This is a genomic window from uncultured Sphaerotilus sp. (assembly GCF_963924895.1).
In the GTDB taxonomy this organism is placed as follows: Bacteria; Pseudomonadota; Gammaproteobacteria; order Burkholderiales; family Burkholderiaceae_C; genus Sphaerotilus.
The window spans coordinates 65,410-81,639 of record NZ_CAWURG010000051.1; the positions used below are offsets into that span (position 1 = coordinate 65,410).

Sequence of the window (16,230 nt, forward strand, 5' to 3'; positions counted from 1 at the left end):
GTGTGTTGGTGCGGGTGCTGCTCAGAAGGGGCAGCGGTCGGGGTTGCCGTGTCGGCGCAGCCACCGGCAGCGGTGCCACTCGGTCAGGCCGGCCAGCAGCGCGGCGCGAAGGTCTTGCAGCAGCTCAGACATAGGCCTGCTCCCGCAGGTCTGCCAGCCATGCGGCCGCGCTTTGGTAGCCGCAGCAGCTGGGGATCTCGACAGCACCGTGAGGGTGTTGGACCGCCCATGCATGCGCGTCAAGCTCGACGGCATCGCCGGCCAGGGTGACGGGCTGGACGCTGGCGGCGTGCCCGTCACGGGGCGGTGTGATGCTCCAGGCGATGACGGGCACCTCGCAGAAGTCGCGGGCGTCGGCATCGGCCAGAAGGATGCGCGTGCCGGGGTGGGCGGGGATGATGGTCAGGTTCGGTTTCATGTCGGGGTCAGCTCCAGGGGGGATCAAAGGGGGGATTTCTCTTGTCGCCTTCTGGCAACGATTGATGTAAAAAAACAACCCGCAATTCCCGCAGTTCCCCGCGCGGGGTTCGCGGGTTGCGCCAAAACAACCTGCGATTCCCGCGCCCCCTATAGGGGGCGGGAACTGCAGGGGCGCGCGGGGCCAAATGCAGGGGTCAGGGAAGCCATAGCCAGTCGTCTCGGTGGCACAGGTGCCGGCCAGCAATCAGCTTCGTGAGGGCTTCGCGTGCACGCTCTCGGCGTCGGCTTTCCTCGCAGGTCAGGACCCCAGCGCCAGCAGTGACACCGGCCTCCAGTTCGATGCAGGCCCGCAGTGGTGGTGCACCGGCTCTGCCGTGGTGGGTCCCAGCCCTGAACAGCGGGAGCAACGCGTCGTAGACGACACGCTGATTCGGCCCGCGTGGCGGTTGCGGCCGGCGTTCCTCGCTGGCGCTGGTGTCCGGGCGGATGGCGCAGCTCGTGAGCGGGTCGCCGTCGTCGTCCTCGCCCAGCTCATGCACATGCAGCTTGAAGGCATGGCCGCCCCCGTCCTCGCCGTCCTTCGACTTGGACACGCGCCACTGTCGGCGGTCGTCGTCGCGGGTCACTTCAATGGTCCCGTCCAGAGCGGCGAACAGGGAAGAGTGACCCCGAAGCCCTCGGCTGGAATCCTTGCCCGTGTGGTGCACCAGGATGACCAGCCCACCCGTGAGGCGCTGCAGGTTCTTCGCACCTTCGATGATGCGGCCCATGTCGGCGCTGCTGTTCTCGTCTGCCTCTGGTGCGGCGCGGTTCAGGGTGTCCACGATGATGACCGGCTCGGCTCCGATGGGCTCGGCGGCGGCGGCCAGCGCCAGCACGTCGGCGGCGGCGGTGAGCTTGAACGGGTCCATCGTCAGCAGCACGCCATCGGCCAGCGCGCGGCCGTGTTCGGCCTCCCATGCATCGGCGCGCAGTCGAAAGCCTGCCTCGCCTTCGAGCGGCAGATACAGCACCGGGGCGGCCTTGACGCGGTAGCCGAACCACTCGCGGCCCTCGGCGATGGCGGCGGCCAGGTCGAACGCCAGGAAGGACTTCCCCGAAGCACTCGGCCCGAAGATGGCGGCCAGCCCCACAGCAGGCAGCACGCCCTTGACGCGCCAGCGCAGCGGCGGAAGCTCGCGCAGGTCGGCGGGGTGCAGGATGCGAAAGCGCGGCGCCTGGGCGTCGTCCTCTGCACCATCCTCGGCCTCGTGGTCTGCCGTGGCGGGCGCCTGCGCAGCTTCCAGCAGTTCGGCCAGCATGTCGGCGCCATGCTCGGCGGCGTAGTCGTTGGCGTCGAAGTTCGCGGGGGCGTCGGCGGGCATCTGCACCCACTGGCATCCCACATCCTCGGCGATGGCCTGGGCGTCGGCTTCCTTGCCAGCGTCGGGCACCAGCACCATGGACAGACCGGGATGCAGCGCCAGCAGCTCACCAGCCACTGCGCGCACTCGGCCCCAGCCGAACGCCACCACGGCGGCGCAGCCGGTCGCCTGCCAGCAGGCCCAAGCCTGCCCGATGCCCTCGCACAGGTAGGCGGTGCCGTCTGCGTCCAGGTCGCCGACGATGTGAACGCCCGCCATTGGATGACCGGGAAGGTTCATCTTCGGGCCATCGGCGGGGATGCACTGCAGGCTCACCAGCTCACCGGCCAGCGCGTGCACTGGCACCAACAGAGCGCCGGCCATGTCGACACCACCGATGCGCACGGGCTGGGTGCAGATGCGCAGGCCCTCGGGGTCGCCGGCCTTGCGGAGGACGTAGGGGTGCGCGGCGGTCGCCGGCTCGCCGGACGCCCACACATCAGCGGCGGACCAGCGCGGCGGCCGTGCAGGTGCTACGGCGCGCTTCGCTGGCGCTGGCGTCCGATGCACCGGGCGCGGCTCGTCACCGGCTTGGCGCGGCTTCCAGCCGGCGGCGCGGGCCTCGTGGTAGAGCGTGCCGGCCTTGATGCCGTCCGGCTTGATGCTGCGCCATGCGGCGGCAACGTCGCGTTCTCCCTTGAAGTTCGCAGCGGTGGCGCTCCAGGTCAGCACATCATCGAACGACAGGCCCGCATCCTTCGCGGCGGCCATGGTGCGCACCCACTGGCGGCGGTCGGCGCCGGGGTTGCAGTGCTGCAGCGCGTCGATGGCGTCGGCGGCGGTGTAGTCGCGGCGCGCGGTCATCAGCGCACCCCCGCAGCAGCCAGGAACAGCGCAGCGGCGCACAGGTCGGGCAGCTCGCGCACCATGCCCCAGCGCATCGCGCTGTAGCCGGTTGCGGTCTGCGCCACTGCCCAGCCGCGCGGCGCGGCTCGGTGCTGCAGCTCGGCGAGCGTGAGCGGCACCAGCTCTGCCAGCGGAAGGCACTGCGTCACCACGGTGTCGGCGCGGCTCTCGGTCACGATGACATGACCGGGCAGCGTCTGCGACTCGCGGCGGATCTTCACCGGGCGGCCGGTCTTGGTGAGGTACAGGACGGCGGGGTTCACGTTCCGCTCCCGATGACCGTGCAGGCGGGGAGAACCACCGGCAGGGCGGCGATGACGGCAACGGCCAGCCGCTGCAGGATGTTGAGGGCGTAGCGGCTCACGAGGCACCCCCAGCGCGCAGGGCCACGCGGGCACGCATCACATCGTCAGCGGGCAGCCAGTACCGAGCGATGGTGCGGCCGGGGTGGGCTTCGGTGGCGGCCAGCACGTCGCGGGTCTGCACCGGCCAGCCGTGGAGCTTGCGCAGGTCGTCAACGTGGGCGGCCAGTCGCCACGAACCGGACAGCGCGTACCAGTCGGCATGGTCCGGCGTCTCGCCAGTCGCCAGCAGCGCCAGCACGCGGCGGGCCTGGGTGCCGGGCGCCGGCAGGGTGCGCGGTGCCTCTGGTGCTGCGCCGAACAGGTCGGCCTGTTCTTCTGCGAGAATTGCGGCGCCCTTGCCGGGTGCGCCTGCCTTGTCCTTCGGGACGGGGTGGGCGTTTTTCATTGCACCACCTCCAGACCCAGCGCGCGGCGGATCTCGACAACGGGCCATTGCAGCGCGTTGACACCGGGGATGCGGTGCGGGCGGATTGCACCGGTCTCGAAACAGGCCCAAGTGCGCAGGGTCTGCTCGGACAGGTTCAGGTGGTGCGCGGCCTCAGCGGTCGTGATGTGGGTCCGGGTTTCCAGCGCCAGCGGCGTGAAGGTCCGGGGTGCCGACTTGTCGCGGGGCTTGCGTCCAAGTCGCTTATTAATGAGTGCTTCGGTTTGCATCGTCGTCTTTCTGTGTTGACGATGCGTATTTGTTGCTCTACCGGTTCTATGGATTCGACGGCGCCTCTACCGTAGAACTCCGTCGCTTTCGGTAGGCGGTCAATGCAGCGCGAACCGTCGCGATGCCGCAGGACTTGCCCGACTCTACGCAAAACAGCTCACCGCCTTGAGTCAACCGGGAGAACGGGGAATCGTCGCCCCCAGCGTCTCGCCTCATCCGCTGATACAGGGTGTCGGCGGTGTGGTCGCGGCGCTCTTGCATGAGCTTTGCGAGGTATGGGGCAATCGCCTGTTGCACGGTCGGCGGGCGGGCAGCCTCCAGCACCTGCGCCGCTTCAGCAGGGGCCGCCACGGGCTCAGGAAGGGCCACAGCGGGCGCGCTGGCGCTTGGTGCTGGCGCTGGTGTGTCGGCGGTCGGTGGCGCGCTGGCGCTGGGTGCGGGGCAGGCGGTCTGCTCGGGACGGGCATCGAGCGGTTGCACGCGTATCGGCCTGCCCGCTGCCAACGGTTGCCTCCAGGCTTGCGCCCACTCGTCAACGATGCGGCACAGCCGAGCGTCTGGGGCCAGCATCGACGGGCTTTCCGTCGCAGCCCACAGCGTTCCGAAGCCGCAAACGCGGTGCATCGCGTGCTCATGCTCGAAACTGCGCAGAAGGTCGGGATGGTTCTTCAGTCGCGCTCTGGCGATGTCAAGCAGTCGCTGATACGCCGCATCGGTGGTTTCGTGGTCGTTCATGTCGTGCGCACCTCTGCGCAGCCTCGGTGAAGGGGTGCCACGGCAGGCGGGTGAGGAAGCCCGCTCTTCGGTTCGCGGGCCTAGCCGTGGCGGAAACTCAGACAGCGCGCAGGCGGGCGGGTTCTTCGCTGGCGCTGGGTTGTTCGATGCCGGCCTGTTCGAGCATCCACGCCTCGGCGCGGGTGTGCCACATGCGCAGCAGGTCCAGCGGTCGGCGGCGGTAGTGCTTCTCTGCCGTGGCGCTCGGCTTGTGCCCTTGGATCTGCGCCACGACACCGGCAGGCATCTCGACCCACTCGCACAGCGTCCCGAAACTGCGGCGCAGGCCATGAATCGACAGGTGCGGCAGGCCAGCAGCGGCCAGGGCGCGCTCATGCCCCGTGCGTGGTTCCTTCAGCCGGCCATCGGCGGCGGTCGGACTGCTGAACACCCATTCGTTCCGCCTGGGCAGCGCGGCCAGCAGGCGCGACACGTAGGGCGTCAGCGGGATGACGCGGGCGCCCTCCACCTTGTCGGCGATGCTCAGGGAGCACCAGCGGAAATCAACGTCCTCCCAGCGCATCCCGGCCAGCTCTTCGCGGCGGGCGCCGGTCAGGATGGCGGCTTGCAGGTAGGCGGCGTGAACCGGGTTCGCCAGCTTGCGCACGGCATCGAACCACAGGGGGAGCTGTTCACGTTGCAGGCAATCCCCTTCCCTCGCCTTCGACGGCGGCACGGCTTCGCTGACCGCCTTCGAGCGGTAGGCGTCCGGGGCGATGAGGTCGCGGTACTCGGGACGCTCGCCAGCCCAGCGGATGAAGCCACGCACCAGCCGGAAGGCAGACGATGCAGCGGTGGGACGTTCGGCGGCTTCGCGGTCAAGCCACGCGGCCAGCACGTCGGCATTCAGCTCGGACAGGCGCAGGGGCAGCAGCGCGGCCAGCGGGGCGGCTACGGTCTTCCCTGCCCCTCGCTGGCGCTGCTCGCCACCGGGCGCGGCCATGCGGGTGTGATTCAGGTAGGACCGGGGGGACCACTTCGAGCGGCGCGCTTCGAGGTAGACCGCCCACGCCTCGCCCACCGTCACGGAATCGCGGGCGCGCACCACGGCAGCGGCTTCGCGGTCGGCTTGCGCCTGGGCGATGGTGGCGGCCTTCTCTGCACGGGGGTCGGCGCCCTTGTCCACCAGCATCTGTAGCCGGCGGGCCTCGGTGCGGGCCTCGGGGATGCTCCACGACTCCGGGGCGCCGATGGTCAGGCGCAGGGTCTTCCCGGCGTATTCGGTCTGGAAGATGAGCGCCTTCGACCCCGATGCAGTCGCCCGCAGCGCCAGACCGGGCGCGGCGTCATCCCATAGGAACGCCTGCCCCTTCCCCTGGGATGTGAACGCGGCGACTCGGCCGGCGGTGAGCTTGATTCTTGCCATCTGGTGCTTCTCGTCTTGCGTGGTCCAGTCCGTGTAAGGGCTGGTGTAAGACCATTCTAGCTATACAGATGAACACGCATCAACACCGTAGGCAGCGTAAGTGCTTGATTCACAAGGAATCAGCCTCTCACATCAACACGCAACAACACCCCGAAATACGTACTTGTGCTCATTCGTAATGAGAAGGTCGAGGGTTCGACTCCTTTCTCCGGCACCAATGAAATCAACGGGTTAGCACTCACAAGGTGCTGACCCGTTGTGCTTTGTGGGTCTTCCGTAGCCACATCGTAGCCACGGTGCACCCGTAGCCGGTCGGCGTGGCACTTCCACCACGTCACCAGTGCCGGCCCGGACCATTGAGCGCCATCAGATATAGCGCTTCCGGCCTCCGGATGTATAGCAGTACGTCCCGCCGCGCGGACCTGTGCATGTTGATCCACTGGAGCAAGTACAGGAGCCACTGTCGGACGACGAGCCACCCCCAGACGACGAACCACGCGACGAGTAGCCGGACGATTTGCGTCCACGCGCCTCAACGTCAGGCGCGTAAAGAGTGGAAAGGGCTTTGTTGCACAACCCACCCTGACAGCCGATGGCCGAGCGGTGAAGTAGGCTGACGGGATGAGCAAGCCGGCCAAGAAGAAGTACACGACGAAGAACTGGTCGCCCTACACGAAGGCGCTGAGAGCCAGGGGATCGCTGACGATGTGGCTGGACCGGGACATGGCGTGGCAGGCCGCGCCGGTCAGCGGCAAGCCGGGGCGGCCGGCGACGTACAGCGACGCGGCGGTGCAGTGCTGCCTGACGATGAAGGTGCTGTTCGGACTGGCGCTGCGCCAGACGCAGGGGTTCGTGCAGAGCGTGCTGGAGCTGTCGGGGCTGGACTGGCAGGCACCGGACTACAGCACGATGAGCCGGCGCGAGAAGCGTCTGACGGTGGAGATCACGGCCCGGCCGAGCCGAGGCGGACTACACCTGCTGGTGGACTCGACCGGGATCAAGATGCTGGGCGAGGGCGAATGGAAGACCAAGAAGCACGGGGCGGAATATCGGCGGCAGTGGCGCAAGGTCCACCTGGGGATCGACGCCGAAACGCTGGAGATCCGGGCGATCGAGGTGACGGACAACGGCGTGGGGGACGCGCCGATGCTGCCGGAGCTGCTGGGACAGATTCCGGCCGAGGAGGTGGTGCTGTCGGTCGGCGGGGGCGGTGCGTATGACACGCAGGGCTGCCACGAGGCCATTGCCGGGCGAGGGGCCGAGGCGGTGATTCCGACGCGCAAGAACGCCCAGCCGTGGAAGGCCAAGCGACCGGGAGCGGCGGCACGCAACGAGACGCTGCGAGCGACAAACCGGCTGGGCCGGGCGATCTGGAAGCAGTGGAGCGGCTACCACCGGCGCTCGCTGGTGGAGACGAAGATGCGGTGCTTCAAGCTGCTGGGTGAGCGGGCGATGGCGCGCACCTTCGAGCGTCAGGTGGTGGAGTTGCAGGTGCGGGCTGCGGTGCTGAATCGCTTCACCCACCTGGGCACCCCGGTGACGGGGCCTATGGCGTAACTCCGTCTGGGGTCAGGGGAAACTCGGCCTCGGCTGGGTTGTGCAACAAAGCCGTCCGCCGGGACAGTACAAAGCAGTCCAAGTGATAAATTTCGACGCAGGCCTGATCCGTGGCGGGAAATCAGGCGGCGGACACCAGTTCCCAGCGCCAGCCGTGGAACTCGGGATGCGCAGCGCGCAAGGCTTCGACGGTCGAAGGCAAAGGCACCGGGCGCCCACCCAGGCGTGCGGCATGGCACCACGCGCTCACGGCCTCGGCAGCCTGGTCAAGCGCATCCGCCAGCGTGTCGCCCGCAGAGAAGCAGCCCGGGAGGTCGGGCACCACGACACCCCATGCGGTCGTTTCGGTGCCGGGCTCGATGGCGGCTGGATAGGGCGCGACCTCGACGCTCATACGCTGCCCGGCAGCCTTGAGGATGCGTGAGAAATCCCGCGCCAGCAGGTCGCCGTCGGGCGTCAGGGTCACCGGGACGCCATGCTCGTGCGCCAACTCGACCGTGGCAGCCACGGTGCCGGCAGCATCACCACGCGACAGGGCGCGGTGCAGGCGCCTCATGGTCGGGCTGGTGGACATGGCGCTCAGGCGGCCAGTTCAGCCGGTGCCCGCTGCACGTTCAGCGGCGTGACCTTCAGGCGCTGCTCGGCCTGCCAAGTGTCATAGGCGAGCTGTTCCGCCAGCCACACCCGGGCGTCTCCGCCTCGCTCCTTGCCCAGCCATGCCTCAATGCGAAACGCCATCTCGGGCGAAATCGCCGCGTGACCGTTCAGCACCCGAGACAGGGTGACGCGGTTCACGCCGAGCTGTTGCGCAGCCTGGGTGACGTTCAGCCCCAGCGCGGGCAACACATCATCGCGCAGCGTCAGGCCAGGGTGCGGGGGGTTGAACATGCGTGCCATGTGAGGCTCCTTTACGTCAGTGGTAGTCCTGGTAATCAACCAGTTCGGCGTTCACGCCTACGAAAGTGAACGTCAGGCGCCAGTTCCCCGACACCCACACGGACCAGTGGCCCGACCGTGAACCCTTCAACGGGTGCAACTTCCAGCCGGGAAGGTTCATGGCCTGCGCGTCAGTCACCACGTTCAGGCGGCGCAGCATGGCCCCCAGCTTCGCGGCGTGCTCGGCTCGAATCCCGGCAGTGCTCCCCGTCTCGAAGAACAGCTTCAGCCCCTTGTGTCGGAAGTTCTGAATCATGGTTGATTGTAGTCCGTGGCGTTACGCACATCAACACGCATCAACGGGAATGCACCACACGCAACGCGCCCGGTTCCTCGCTGGCGCTGGGTTGCTCGATGCCGGCCTGTTCCAGCATCCACGTCTCGGCGCGGGTGTGCCACATGCGCAGCAGGTCCAGCGGGCGGCGGCGGTAGTGCTTCTCTGCCGTGGCGCTGGGCTTGTGCCCTTGACCACGACACCGGCCGGCATCTCGACCCACTCGCACAGCGTCCCGAACGAACGGCGCAGGCCATGAATCGACAGGTGCGGCAGGCCCGCGGCGGCCAGGGCGCGTTCATGCCCCGTGCGCGGCTCCTTCAGCCGGCCGTCGGCGGCGGTCGGGCTGCTGAACACCCATTCGTTCCGCCTGGGCAGCGCGGCCAGCAGGCGCGACACGTAGGGCGTCAGCGGGATGACGCGGGCGCCCTCCACCTTGTCGGCAATGGCAATGCTTCCCCAGCGGAAATCGACATCCTCCCAGCGCATCCCGGCAATCTCTTCGCGGCGGGCGCCGGTCAGCAGCGCGGTCTGAAGGTAGGCGGCGTGAACCGGGTTCGCCAGCTTGCGCACCGCGTCGAACCACAGGGGCAACTGTTCGCGCTGCAGACAATCGCCCTCCTTCGCCTTCGACGGCGGCACGGCTTCGCTGACCGCCTTCGAGCGGTAGGCGTCCGGGGCAATCAGGGCGCGGAACTCGGGATGCTCACCCGCCCAGCGGATGAAGCCACGCACCAGCCGGAAGGCGGACGATGCAGCGGTGGGACGCTCGGCGGCTTCGCGGTCCAGCCACGCGGCCAGCACGTCGGCGTTCAGTTCGGACAGACGCAGTGGCAGCAGCACGGCCAGCGGGGCGGCTACGGTCTTCCCTGCCCCTCGCTGGCGCTGCTCGCCACCGGGCGCGGCCATGCGGGTGTGGTTCAGGTAGGACCGGGGGGACCACTTCGGGCGGCGCGCTTCGAGGTAGACCGCCCATGCCTCGCCCACTGTCACGGAATCACGGGCGCGCACCACGGCGGCGGCCTCGCGGTCAGCTTGCGCCTGGGCGATGGTGGCGGCCTTCTCGGCGCGGGGGTCGGCGCCCTTGTCCACCAGCATCTGTAGCCGGCGGGCCTCGGTGCGGGCCTCGGGGATGCTCCACGACTCCGGGGCGCCGATGGTCAGGCGCAGCGTCTTCCCGGCGTACTCGGTCTGGAAGATGAACGCCTTCGACCCCGAGGCAGTCACCCGCAGCGCCAAGCCGTTGTGCTTTGACAGACCCGCCTGGCGACCGGCGGGTCTGGCCACTCACAGTGGCACGGCCTCGACCTGCGGCGCCTGCGGACCCACGGTCCAGCGCAGGCGCCGGTAGACATGGCCCCCGACGTCCACCGACAGCACCCGCGTGCCCAGTTCCGCCAGCGCGCGCTCGGCCCATTGCACATTGGCATCGCCGACGCTCGGACCGGACACGAGGCCGGGAAACATGTTCCCGCCGCCAAAGACATAGGCCTCGCACCGGGCAGCGACAAAGCCGCGGGATTGCAGGAGCCGCTCCATGGTCTGCAAGGCCACATCGGCCTGCGCGCCAGAGGCTGTCCGCATCGTCGTGGCCGGCCGCGAGGTCACGATGTGGCACATGGTCCCCACCGTGCGGCGCGGGTCCGTCAGCACGATCGCCACGCACGAGCCCAGCAAGGTTTCCAGCCGGTCGCCCCGCAGCCCGAGTGCCACGTCACCGGGGTGCAGGGTGACCACTCGCCGCACGTGCTGCGCGGTCACCGCTCGCCTCCTGCCAGCTTGCGGAACACGCCCGGTGCCAGCGCCTGCAAGGGGGTATCGCAAGGCGCGCGGCCCTCCGCGGTACCGATGAAGAAGAGGCCGCCCACACGCAACTGGCTCAGTACCCGGTCCACCACCGCGCGCTTGGTGTCGGCGTCGAAGTAGATCAGCACATTGCGCAGGAAGACCACGTCGAAGGGCCCCAGGGCTTCGATCGGCAGGCACAGGTTCAACTGCCCGAAGGACACCCGCTGGGTGAGGCTGTCCCGCATCTGCACCAGCCCCTCCGATTCCGCCTCGCCACGCAGGCAATGGCGTTTCAGGCGCTGCGGCGACACGAAGCGCAGCCGCTCCCGCGGGTAGACCGCCTGGACGGCGCTGCGCAGCACGCGGTCGCTGATGTCGGTGCCCAGGATCGACCAGTCGCTGCCGATGCGGCCCTGCTGCTGCAGGTCCGACAGGAGCATGGCGATGCTGTAGGCCTCGTCGCCGAAGGACGACGCGGCACTCCACACCTGCAGGGACGCGGGCTGCTGCTCGATCAACTCCTGCTCCAGCAATTCGAAGTGCCTGGGCTCGCGGAAGAAATAGGTCTCGTTGGTGGTGAGCAGGTCGACCGCCATCTGGAATTCACCGCCGTCCTGCTCGCTGGTGATCAGGCCGAGATAGGCCTCGAAGGACCCCAGACCCAGGCGCTGCACCCGCTGCGACAGGCGGGACAGCACGAGTGCCTTCTTGCCGTCGCCGAACGACAGTCCGATGGCGTCGTGCATCAGGGCCGCGATCTTGCGGTAAGTGGCGTCGCTCAACGTTTGCATCAGGCGCTCTTGGGGATTCAGCGAACGGTCGCTGTCGCCAGCGTCTGCTGGGCCGATTCACACAGATCGGCCATTTCCTGCACATCCAGTGCACGGTCAGGGTCCAGCAGGATCACGAAGCGCTGCCCCACCTTGCCGATGCCGCGGATGAAATCGCGGCGCACCGTGGTGCCGAAATCGGGTGGTGCCTCGATGTGATCGGCGCCAATCTTGATCACCTCGCTCACCGCGTCCACCAGCAGGCCGAGTTCGGCGCGCTCCCCGCCCCGCATGGCGTCGAAGATGACGATGCAGCTCTTCTTGCCCACCTTGGTGACGGGCCGTCCGAAGCGTGCATTGAGGTCGATCACCGGCACCACGGCGCCGCGCAGGTTGATCACCCCGCGCAGGAACTGCGGCATCAGCGGCAGCGTGGCCATCGGCCCGCACTGGATGATTTCACGCACGGTCCGGATGTCCATGCCCAGCACTTCCTCGCCGAGCCAGAAGGTCAGGTACTGGGCTGGTGCGGCGGCGACGGCCGGGGTGCCGCTGCCGGTTGCTTGTTTGATCATGTGCGACTCCCGGGATCAGTAAGGGCGGAAGTTGCCGCGTGTGCCGGTGGCCTGCGCCGGGGCCGGCGGGGCGGACACTCGGGGCGCACGGGCAGCGGAGCGCATCGGCGAATTCGGGGCACGGCGCTCGAACGACGCCGGCGCGTCCCCCCTGCTGCGCGGTGCCGGCGTCTGCGCGTCACCCAGACTGAAGAAGGCCACCGACTGCAGCAGCTGCTCGGCCTGGCCAGACAGTTCTTCGGACGTGGCGGCCAGTTCCTCTGACGCCGAGGCGTTCATCTGCGTGGCCTTGCTCAGCTGCCCCATCGCGCCCCCGATCTGGTTGACCGAGCGGCTCTGCTCCTGCGACGCCGCAGCGATCTCCTGCACCAGCGCGGAAGTGGTCTTGATGGACGGCACGATCTCGTCGAGCAGCTTGCCGGCGCGTTCGGCGGTGGAGACGCTGTCGCCGGCCAGATCGCCGATCTCCTTGGCGGCTTCCTGGCTGCGTTCGGCCAGCTTGCGCACCTCGTCGGCCACCACGGCAAAGCCCTTGCCGTGCTCGCCGGCCCGGGCGGCCTCGATGGCGGCGTTCAGCGCCAGCAGGTTGGTCTGGTAGGCGATGTCGTCGATGATGCTGATCTTCTGGGCGATCTGCTTCATGGCCGTCACCGTCTGCGTCACGGCCGAGCCGCCTTCGCTGGCTTCCTTGCTGGCCTTGGTGGCCATCACGTCGGTCACCTTGGCGTTTTCGCTGTTCTGGGTGATGGAGACGGACATCACATCAATGGAGCCGGTGGTCTGCGTGACCGAACTGGCCTGCTCGCTCGCCGATTGCGACAGCGACTGCGCCGTGGAACTCACCTGTCCGGCAGCCCCGGTGAGGGCATTGGCCGCAGCCCGCACCTCCTCGATCACCGTGGCGAGCTTGTCGGCGCTGCTGTTGGCGTCCTGCTTGACCTGGTCGAAGACGCCTTCGGCCTCGCGCGTGATGCGCTGGGTGAGATCGCCCACCGCCATGCCGGAGAACACGCGGCCCACATCCTCGATGATGGCGGCGAGCTTCTCGCTGGCCAGGTTGGCGTCGTTCTTCAGGTCACCGAAGATGCCTTCGTAGCGGCCGTCGATGCGCTGCGTCAGATCACCGCCGGACAGGGCGCCCAGCACCCGCCCGATGTCGTCGAAGATCACCGAGGTGGTTTCGACCAGGGCATTCACGCCTTCGCACAGGGACTTCACCGGACCGTTCTTGCCGTCGATCGGAATGCGCTGCGACAGATCACCGCGCATGGCGGCCGCCACCACCACCTGGGCCTGCTCCACCGACTGGCTGAGCATCCGGGTGGTGTGCACTTCCGCCGTCACGTCGGAGGCGATCTTGACCACCTTGGTCACCCGGCCCATCTCGTCGCGGATCGGTGCGTAGATGCCGCGGATCCACACCGGCTGGCCGCTCTTGGTCACGCGCATGAACACATCGTTCTGCGCACGACCCTGGCCGAGGTCGCGCCAGAAGTCGGCGTAGGCGGGCTGGGCGGCCTGCGCCGGGTCCATGAACATGCGGTGGTGCTTGCCCACGGTCTCCTCGAGGCGGTAGCCCATCAGCGTGAGGAAGTTCTGGTTGGCCGACAGCACATGGCCCTGGGCATCAAACTCGATGTAGGCCGACACGGCATCGATCGCCGCCAGCGTGCCCAGGTAGTTCTGCCGGACGATCTCTGCTTCGGTGATGTCGTAGCGCACGCCCAGGTACTTGAGGGTCTTGCCTTGCGCATCGAGCACCGGGGCGATGACCGTGTCGACGTAGTAGGGCGAGCCGTCCTTCGCGCGGTTCTTGAGCACACCGCGGAAGGTCTCGCCGCGCCCGATGGTCTGCCACAGCTTCTTGAAGGTGTCCTTGGACATGTCCGGGTGCCGCGTCGTGTTGTGCGGCTGGCCGATCAGTTCCTTGCGGCTGTACTTCGACGCCTCGATGAACTTCTCGTTGATGCTCAGGATGTCGCCCTTCTTGTCGGCCTCGGAGACGATGCTGGTGACATCCATGATGTCGGTGCGCACCTTCAGCTCCGACTCCACGGCGGCCAGGCGCCCCTGCAGTTCGGACAGGGCCTGTTCGGCCTCGGCGCGGGCACGGGCGTGCTCCTCCACTTGCGCCTGCAAGCGGTTCAGGTCGTCACCCGCCAGGGTGCGGGCGAGCCAGGAAGGATGGTGCTGGGTCATGGGTGGTTCCGTTCCTACAGATCAGAGGTGGTCATCAGCGGCGCAGTGCCGTCAAGCCAGGGGACTTGGGCCAGGCCCGACACGCGAGGTGGCGGCGAGCTGACCCAGCGAGCCCACGTCGAAGATCAGTGCGACCTCGCCGGTGCCCAGGATGGAAGAGCCGGACACGCCGCGCAGGCTGCGCAGCATCAGGCCCAGGGGTTTGATCACGGTCTGGTGCTGACCCAGGAGGGCGTCCACCAGCACGCCGTAGCGGCGTGTGCCCGCGCGCACCACCACCACGCTGCTGCGCTCGGGCTGGGGAGAATCCAGCGCGTACAGGGTGCGCAGATCGACCACGGGCAGGACCTGGCCACGCAGTTCCACGCAGCAGCGGCCGCGGGCGTCCACGGTGGTCACGGTGGCGCGGCTGGCGATGACCTCCACCACCGCGTCGAGCGGGAAGATGAACTTGGAAGCGCCGACACCCACCAGGAAACCGTCGATGATGGCCAGCGTGAGCGGCAGGCGGATCTCGATGCACGTGCCCTGCCCCGGCGCGCTCTGGATCGAGACCGAGCCGCGCATGGCCTGCACATTGCTGCGGACCACGTCCATGCCCACGCCGCGGCCACTGAGGTTGGTGACCTGCTCGGCGGTGGAAAAGCCCGGCGCGAAGATCAGGTCCAGGATGGCCTCGTCCGGCGGCACCACCCCGGGCTCCACGAGCCGGCGGTCCCAGGCGCGCCGCAGCACCTTGTCGCGCTGGATGCCGCGGCCGTCGTCGAGGATGCGGATCAGGATGCTGCCCGATTCATGGCAGGCGTTGAGCGTGAGCGTGCCCTGTGCCGGCTTGCCGCTGGCCAGCCGCTCCTCGGCCGTCTCCAGGCCGTGGTCCATGGCGTTGCGCACCAGGTGCATGAGCGGATCGGCCACGCGGTCGACCATGGCCTTGTCCAGCTCGGTCTCGCCGCCGATGATTTCCAGCGCCACGTCCTTGCCCAGATCGGTCGCGGTGTCGCGCACGACGCGGCGAAAGCGCGCGAAGGTCTCCCCGATCGGCACCATGCGCAGCTTCAGGGTGCTGTTGCGGATGCCTTCGATCAGCCGGGTGACCTGCTGGTTGGCTTCGACCAGGCTGCGCTGGCCGGTGTTGCGCGCCAGCATGGACGCCCCCGCACCGGCGATGACCAGTTCGCCCAGCAGGTTGATGACCTCGTCGAGCCGGTCCGCATGGACGCGGATGAAGCTGCTGTCGTCGCTGCTCCCGGCCGCCGGGCCGGCCGAGCGCGGGCGCTGCGGTTTCTGCGCGGCCTCGCCGGTCTCGGCGGGCCGGGTCGGCTCGGTGATGCACAGGGTGCAGTCCTCCCGCGCGAACTGGAAGGCGCGCTCGATCTCGTGGCGTGTGGCGGTCGTGCAGAGGCCGAACGCGAAGGACAGGTAACAGCTCTCCGGATCGAAGGCGTCGAGCCCGGGCACGGTCCGCGCCTCGCAGCACATCCCGGACACCGCCCCCAGGTTGCGGACGTAGTTCAGCAGGGTGAGCGGATCAATGCCATGGCGGAAGGCATCGACACCGAAGCGCACGGCCACCTGCCAGACGCCAGCGTCGATGGCCGGCACAGGCGCGCTGGCCGTGCTGGCCGCGTCCACCGGGCGCACCACGACGGGCTCGGCCGGCTCGCCAGTGCCCGCGGTGGCCTGCTTCAGCTGCACCACCAGCTTCTCGCGGGCGCCTGCGGCTTCGGGGGACTCGTCCTGCGCATCCCGGGCGAGGCGCACCAGTTCGCGCATCACGTCGTTGCTCTGCAGCAGCAGCGTGATGAGCCGCGGCGTCAGCGCCAGATGGCCTTCGCGCAGACGGTCCAGCAGGGTTTCGACATGGTGGGTGAAGCGGACGATCCCCGCCTGCCCGAACATGCCGCCGGAACCCTTGATGGTGTGGGCGCAACGGAACAGGGCGTCGAGCAGCCCACGGTCATCGGGCGTGGTTTCGAGCTGCAGGAGCAGACTCTCCAGCTCGTCGCACTGGGCATTGGCCTCGTCGATGAAGGCCGGCAGCAAGGCGTTGACGAGTTCGTCGTCCGACTGTTGTTGATTGCTCATGGGCACACCCTTTCCAGGACCGGACCGGCGGGTCGGGTCAGACCTTCGGCGCCGAGTGCGGCGCAGGCGGCCACCACCACCGGAACCACCGGGAAGACCATCAACTTCAGAGTACGTTGCTCCACCACCACCCCCAATAGAATAGTAGTTTCCAATAGAACTGTAAGAACCATTTCTTCCCGCTTGGTTAGACACTGCTGATCCAGCACCGCCAGCA

17 protein-coding genes and 1 pseudogene are annotated in these 16,230 nt (G+C 68.2%); 1 reads left to right on the forward strand and 17 read right to left on the reverse strand.

What is annotated here, in order from left to right; all coding sequences use genetic code 11:
- Positions 1-124: 124 nt before the first annotated feature.
- The 7 genes from AABN02_RS18465 to AABN02_RS18495 form a co-directional block, all read right to left on the reverse strand.
- Positions 125-418: a hypothetical protein gene (locus tag AABN02_RS18465; RefSeq protein WP_338416380.1), complete on the reverse strand. Its 294-nt coding sequence runs from the start codon at positions 416-418 to the stop codon at positions 125-127.
- 196 nt (positions 419-614) lie between these two features.
- Positions 615-2,627: an AAA family ATPase gene (locus AABN02_RS18470; RefSeq protein WP_338416381.1), complete on the reverse strand. Its 2,013-nt coding sequence runs from the start codon at positions 2,625-2,627 to the stop codon at positions 615-617.
- Positions 2,627-2,932, reverse strand: a complete 306-nt coding sequence (locus AABN02_RS18475) for a hypothetical protein (protein ID WP_338416382.1) — start codon at positions 2,930-2,932, stop codon at positions 2,627-2,629. Before AABN02_RS18475 ends, AABN02_RS18470 begins: the two co-directional genes overlap by 1 nt.
- Before the next feature lie 97 nt (positions 2,933-3,029).
- Complete coding sequence (locus tag AABN02_RS18480) at positions 3,030-3,419, reverse strand: hypothetical protein (protein WP_338416383.1); 390 nt, start codon at positions 3,417-3,419, stop codon at positions 3,030-3,032.
- Positions 3,416-3,688 carry a hypothetical protein gene (locus AABN02_RS18485; RefSeq protein ID WP_338416384.1) on the reverse strand — a complete coding sequence of 91 codons (273 nt, stop codon included), beginning with the start codon at positions 3,686-3,688 and terminating at the stop codon, positions 3,416-3,418. Before AABN02_RS18485 ends, AABN02_RS18480 begins: the two co-directional genes overlap by 4 nt.
- A 46-nt stretch (positions 3,689-3,734) precedes the next feature.
- The gene (locus AABN02_RS18490; protein WP_338416385.1) at positions 3,735-4,424 is read right to left on the reverse strand and encodes a hypothetical protein; all 690 of its coding nucleotides are present in this window, start codon (positions 4,422-4,424) and stop codon (positions 3,735-3,737) included.
- Positions 4,425-4,521: 97 nt separating this feature from the next.
- On the reverse strand, positions 4,522-5,829 hold the full coding sequence (locus AABN02_RS18495; RefSeq protein ID WP_338416386.1) for an integrase family protein: 1,308 nt from the start codon (positions 5,827-5,829) through the stop codon (positions 4,522-4,524).
- A gap of 621 nt (positions 5,830-6,450) precedes the next feature.
- Between AABN02_RS18495 and AABN02_RS18500 the strand changes: the two genes are divergently transcribed.
- The gene (locus AABN02_RS18500) at positions 6,451-7,386 is read left to right on the forward strand and encodes an IS5 family transposase (protein WP_338416387.1); all 936 of its coding nucleotides are present in this window, start codon (positions 6,451-6,453) and stop codon (positions 7,384-7,386) included.
- 133 nt (positions 7,387-7,519) lie between these two features.
- Here the strand turns inward: AABN02_RS18500 and AABN02_RS18505 are convergent.
- The 10 genes and pseudogenes from AABN02_RS18505 to AABN02_RS18550 all read right to left on the reverse strand — a co-directional run.
- Positions 7,520-7,780, reverse strand: a pseudogene (locus AABN02_RS18505) (type II toxin-antitoxin system HicB family antitoxin); the annotation flags it as partial.
- Positions 7,781-7,965: 185 nt separating this feature from the next.
- Positions 7,966-8,283 carry a HigA family addiction module antitoxin gene (locus AABN02_RS18510; RefSeq protein WP_338416388.1) on the reverse strand — a complete coding sequence of 106 codons (318 nt, stop codon included), beginning with the start codon at positions 8,281-8,283 and terminating at the stop codon, positions 7,966-7,968.
- Between the two features lie 16 nt (positions 8,284-8,299).
- Positions 8,300-8,578: a type II toxin-antitoxin system RelE/ParE family toxin gene (locus AABN02_RS18515; protein ID WP_338416389.1), complete on the reverse strand. Its 279-nt coding sequence runs from the start codon at positions 8,576-8,578 to the stop codon at positions 8,300-8,302.
- A gap of 30 nt (positions 8,579-8,608) precedes the next feature.
- On the reverse strand, positions 8,609-9,883 hold the full coding sequence (locus AABN02_RS18520) for an integrase family protein (protein WP_338416390.1): 1,275 nt from the start codon (positions 9,881-9,883) through the stop codon (positions 8,609-8,611).
- Positions 9,884-10,357, reverse strand: coding sequence for a chemotaxis protein CheD (locus tag AABN02_RS18525; protein WP_338416391.1), 474 nt, complete (start codon positions 10,355-10,357; stop codon positions 9,884-9,886).
- The gene (locus AABN02_RS18530) at positions 10,354-11,175 is read right to left on the reverse strand and encodes a protein-glutamate O-methyltransferase CheR (protein ID WP_338416392.1); all 822 of its coding nucleotides are present in this window, start codon (positions 11,173-11,175) and stop codon (positions 10,354-10,356) included. The genes AABN02_RS18525 and AABN02_RS18530 overlap by 4 nt, the downstream gene beginning before the upstream one ends.
- Before the next feature lie 17 nt (positions 11,176-11,192).
- Complete coding sequence (locus tag AABN02_RS18535) at positions 11,193-11,729, reverse strand: chemotaxis protein CheW (RefSeq protein ID WP_338416393.1); 537 nt, start codon at positions 11,727-11,729, stop codon at positions 11,193-11,195.
- Between the two features lie 15 nt (positions 11,730-11,744).
- A complete protein-coding gene (locus AABN02_RS18540) occupies positions 11,745-13,928 on the reverse strand; it encodes a methyl-accepting chemotaxis protein (protein ID WP_338416394.1) in 2,184 nt (727 codons plus the stop codon).
- A 51-nt stretch (positions 13,929-13,979) separates the two neighbouring features.
- On the reverse strand, positions 13,980-16,013 hold the full coding sequence (locus AABN02_RS18545; RefSeq protein WP_338416395.1) for a chemotaxis protein CheA: 2,034 nt from the start codon (positions 16,011-16,013) through the stop codon (positions 13,980-13,982).
- Positions 16,010-16,230, reverse strand: a 221-nt coding sequence (locus tag AABN02_RS18550) for a hypothetical protein (RefSeq protein ID WP_338416396.1), incomplete at its 5' end; no start/stop codon positions are given. The genes AABN02_RS18550 and AABN02_RS18545, both read right to left, overlap by 4 nt.

Bases quoted from the DNA above. Each gene is read 5' to 3' on its own strand.
- AABN02_RS18495 (WP_338416386.1), bottom strand. From the start codon at position 5,829: ATGGCAAGAATCAAGCTCACCGCCGGCCGAGTCGCCGCGTTCACATCC.
- AABN02_RS18500 (WP_338416387.1), top strand. From the start codon at position 6,451: ATGAGCAAGCCGGCCAAGAAGAAGTACACGACGAAGAACTGGTCGCCC.
- AABN02_RS18510 (WP_338416388.1), bottom strand. From the start codon at position 8,283: ATGGCACGCATGTTCAACCCCCCGCACCCTGGCCTGACGCTGCGCGAT.
- AABN02_RS18470 (WP_338416381.1), bottom strand. From the start codon at position 2,627: ATGACCGCGCGCCGCGACTACACCGCCGCCGACGCCATCGACGCGCTG.
- AABN02_RS18540 (WP_338416394.1), bottom strand. From the start codon at position 13,928: ATGACCCAGCACCATCCTTCCTGGCTCGCCCGCACCCTGGCGGGTGAC.
- AABN02_RS18490 (WP_338416385.1), bottom strand. From the start codon at position 4,424: ATGAACGACCACGAAACCACCGATGCGGCGTATCAGCGACTGCTTGAC.
- AABN02_RS18530 (WP_338416392.1), bottom strand. From the start codon at position 11,175: ATGCAAACGTTGAGCGACGCCACTTACCGCAAGATCGCGGCCCTGATG.
- AABN02_RS18545 (WP_338416395.1), bottom strand. From the start codon at position 16,013: ATGAGCAATCAACAACAGTCGGACGACGAACTCGTCAACGCCTTGCTG.
- AABN02_RS18485 (WP_338416384.1), bottom strand. From the start codon at position 3,688: ATGCAAACCGAAGCACTCATTAATAAGCGACTTGGACGCAAGCCCCGC.
- AABN02_RS18465 (WP_338416380.1), bottom strand. From the start codon at position 418: ATGAAACCGAACCTGACCATCATCCCCGCCCACCCCGGCACGCGCATC.
- AABN02_RS18515 (WP_338416389.1), bottom strand. From the start codon at position 8,578: ATGATTCAGAACTTCCGACACAAGGGGCTGAAGCTGTTCTTCGAGACG.
- AABN02_RS18535 (WP_338416393.1), bottom strand. From the start codon at position 11,729: ATGATCAAACAAGCAACCGGCAGCGGCACCCCGGCCGTCGCCGCCGCA.
- AABN02_RS18480 (WP_338416383.1), bottom strand. From the start codon at position 3,419: ATGAAAAACGCCCACCCCGTCCCGAAGGACAAGGCAGGCGCACCCGGC.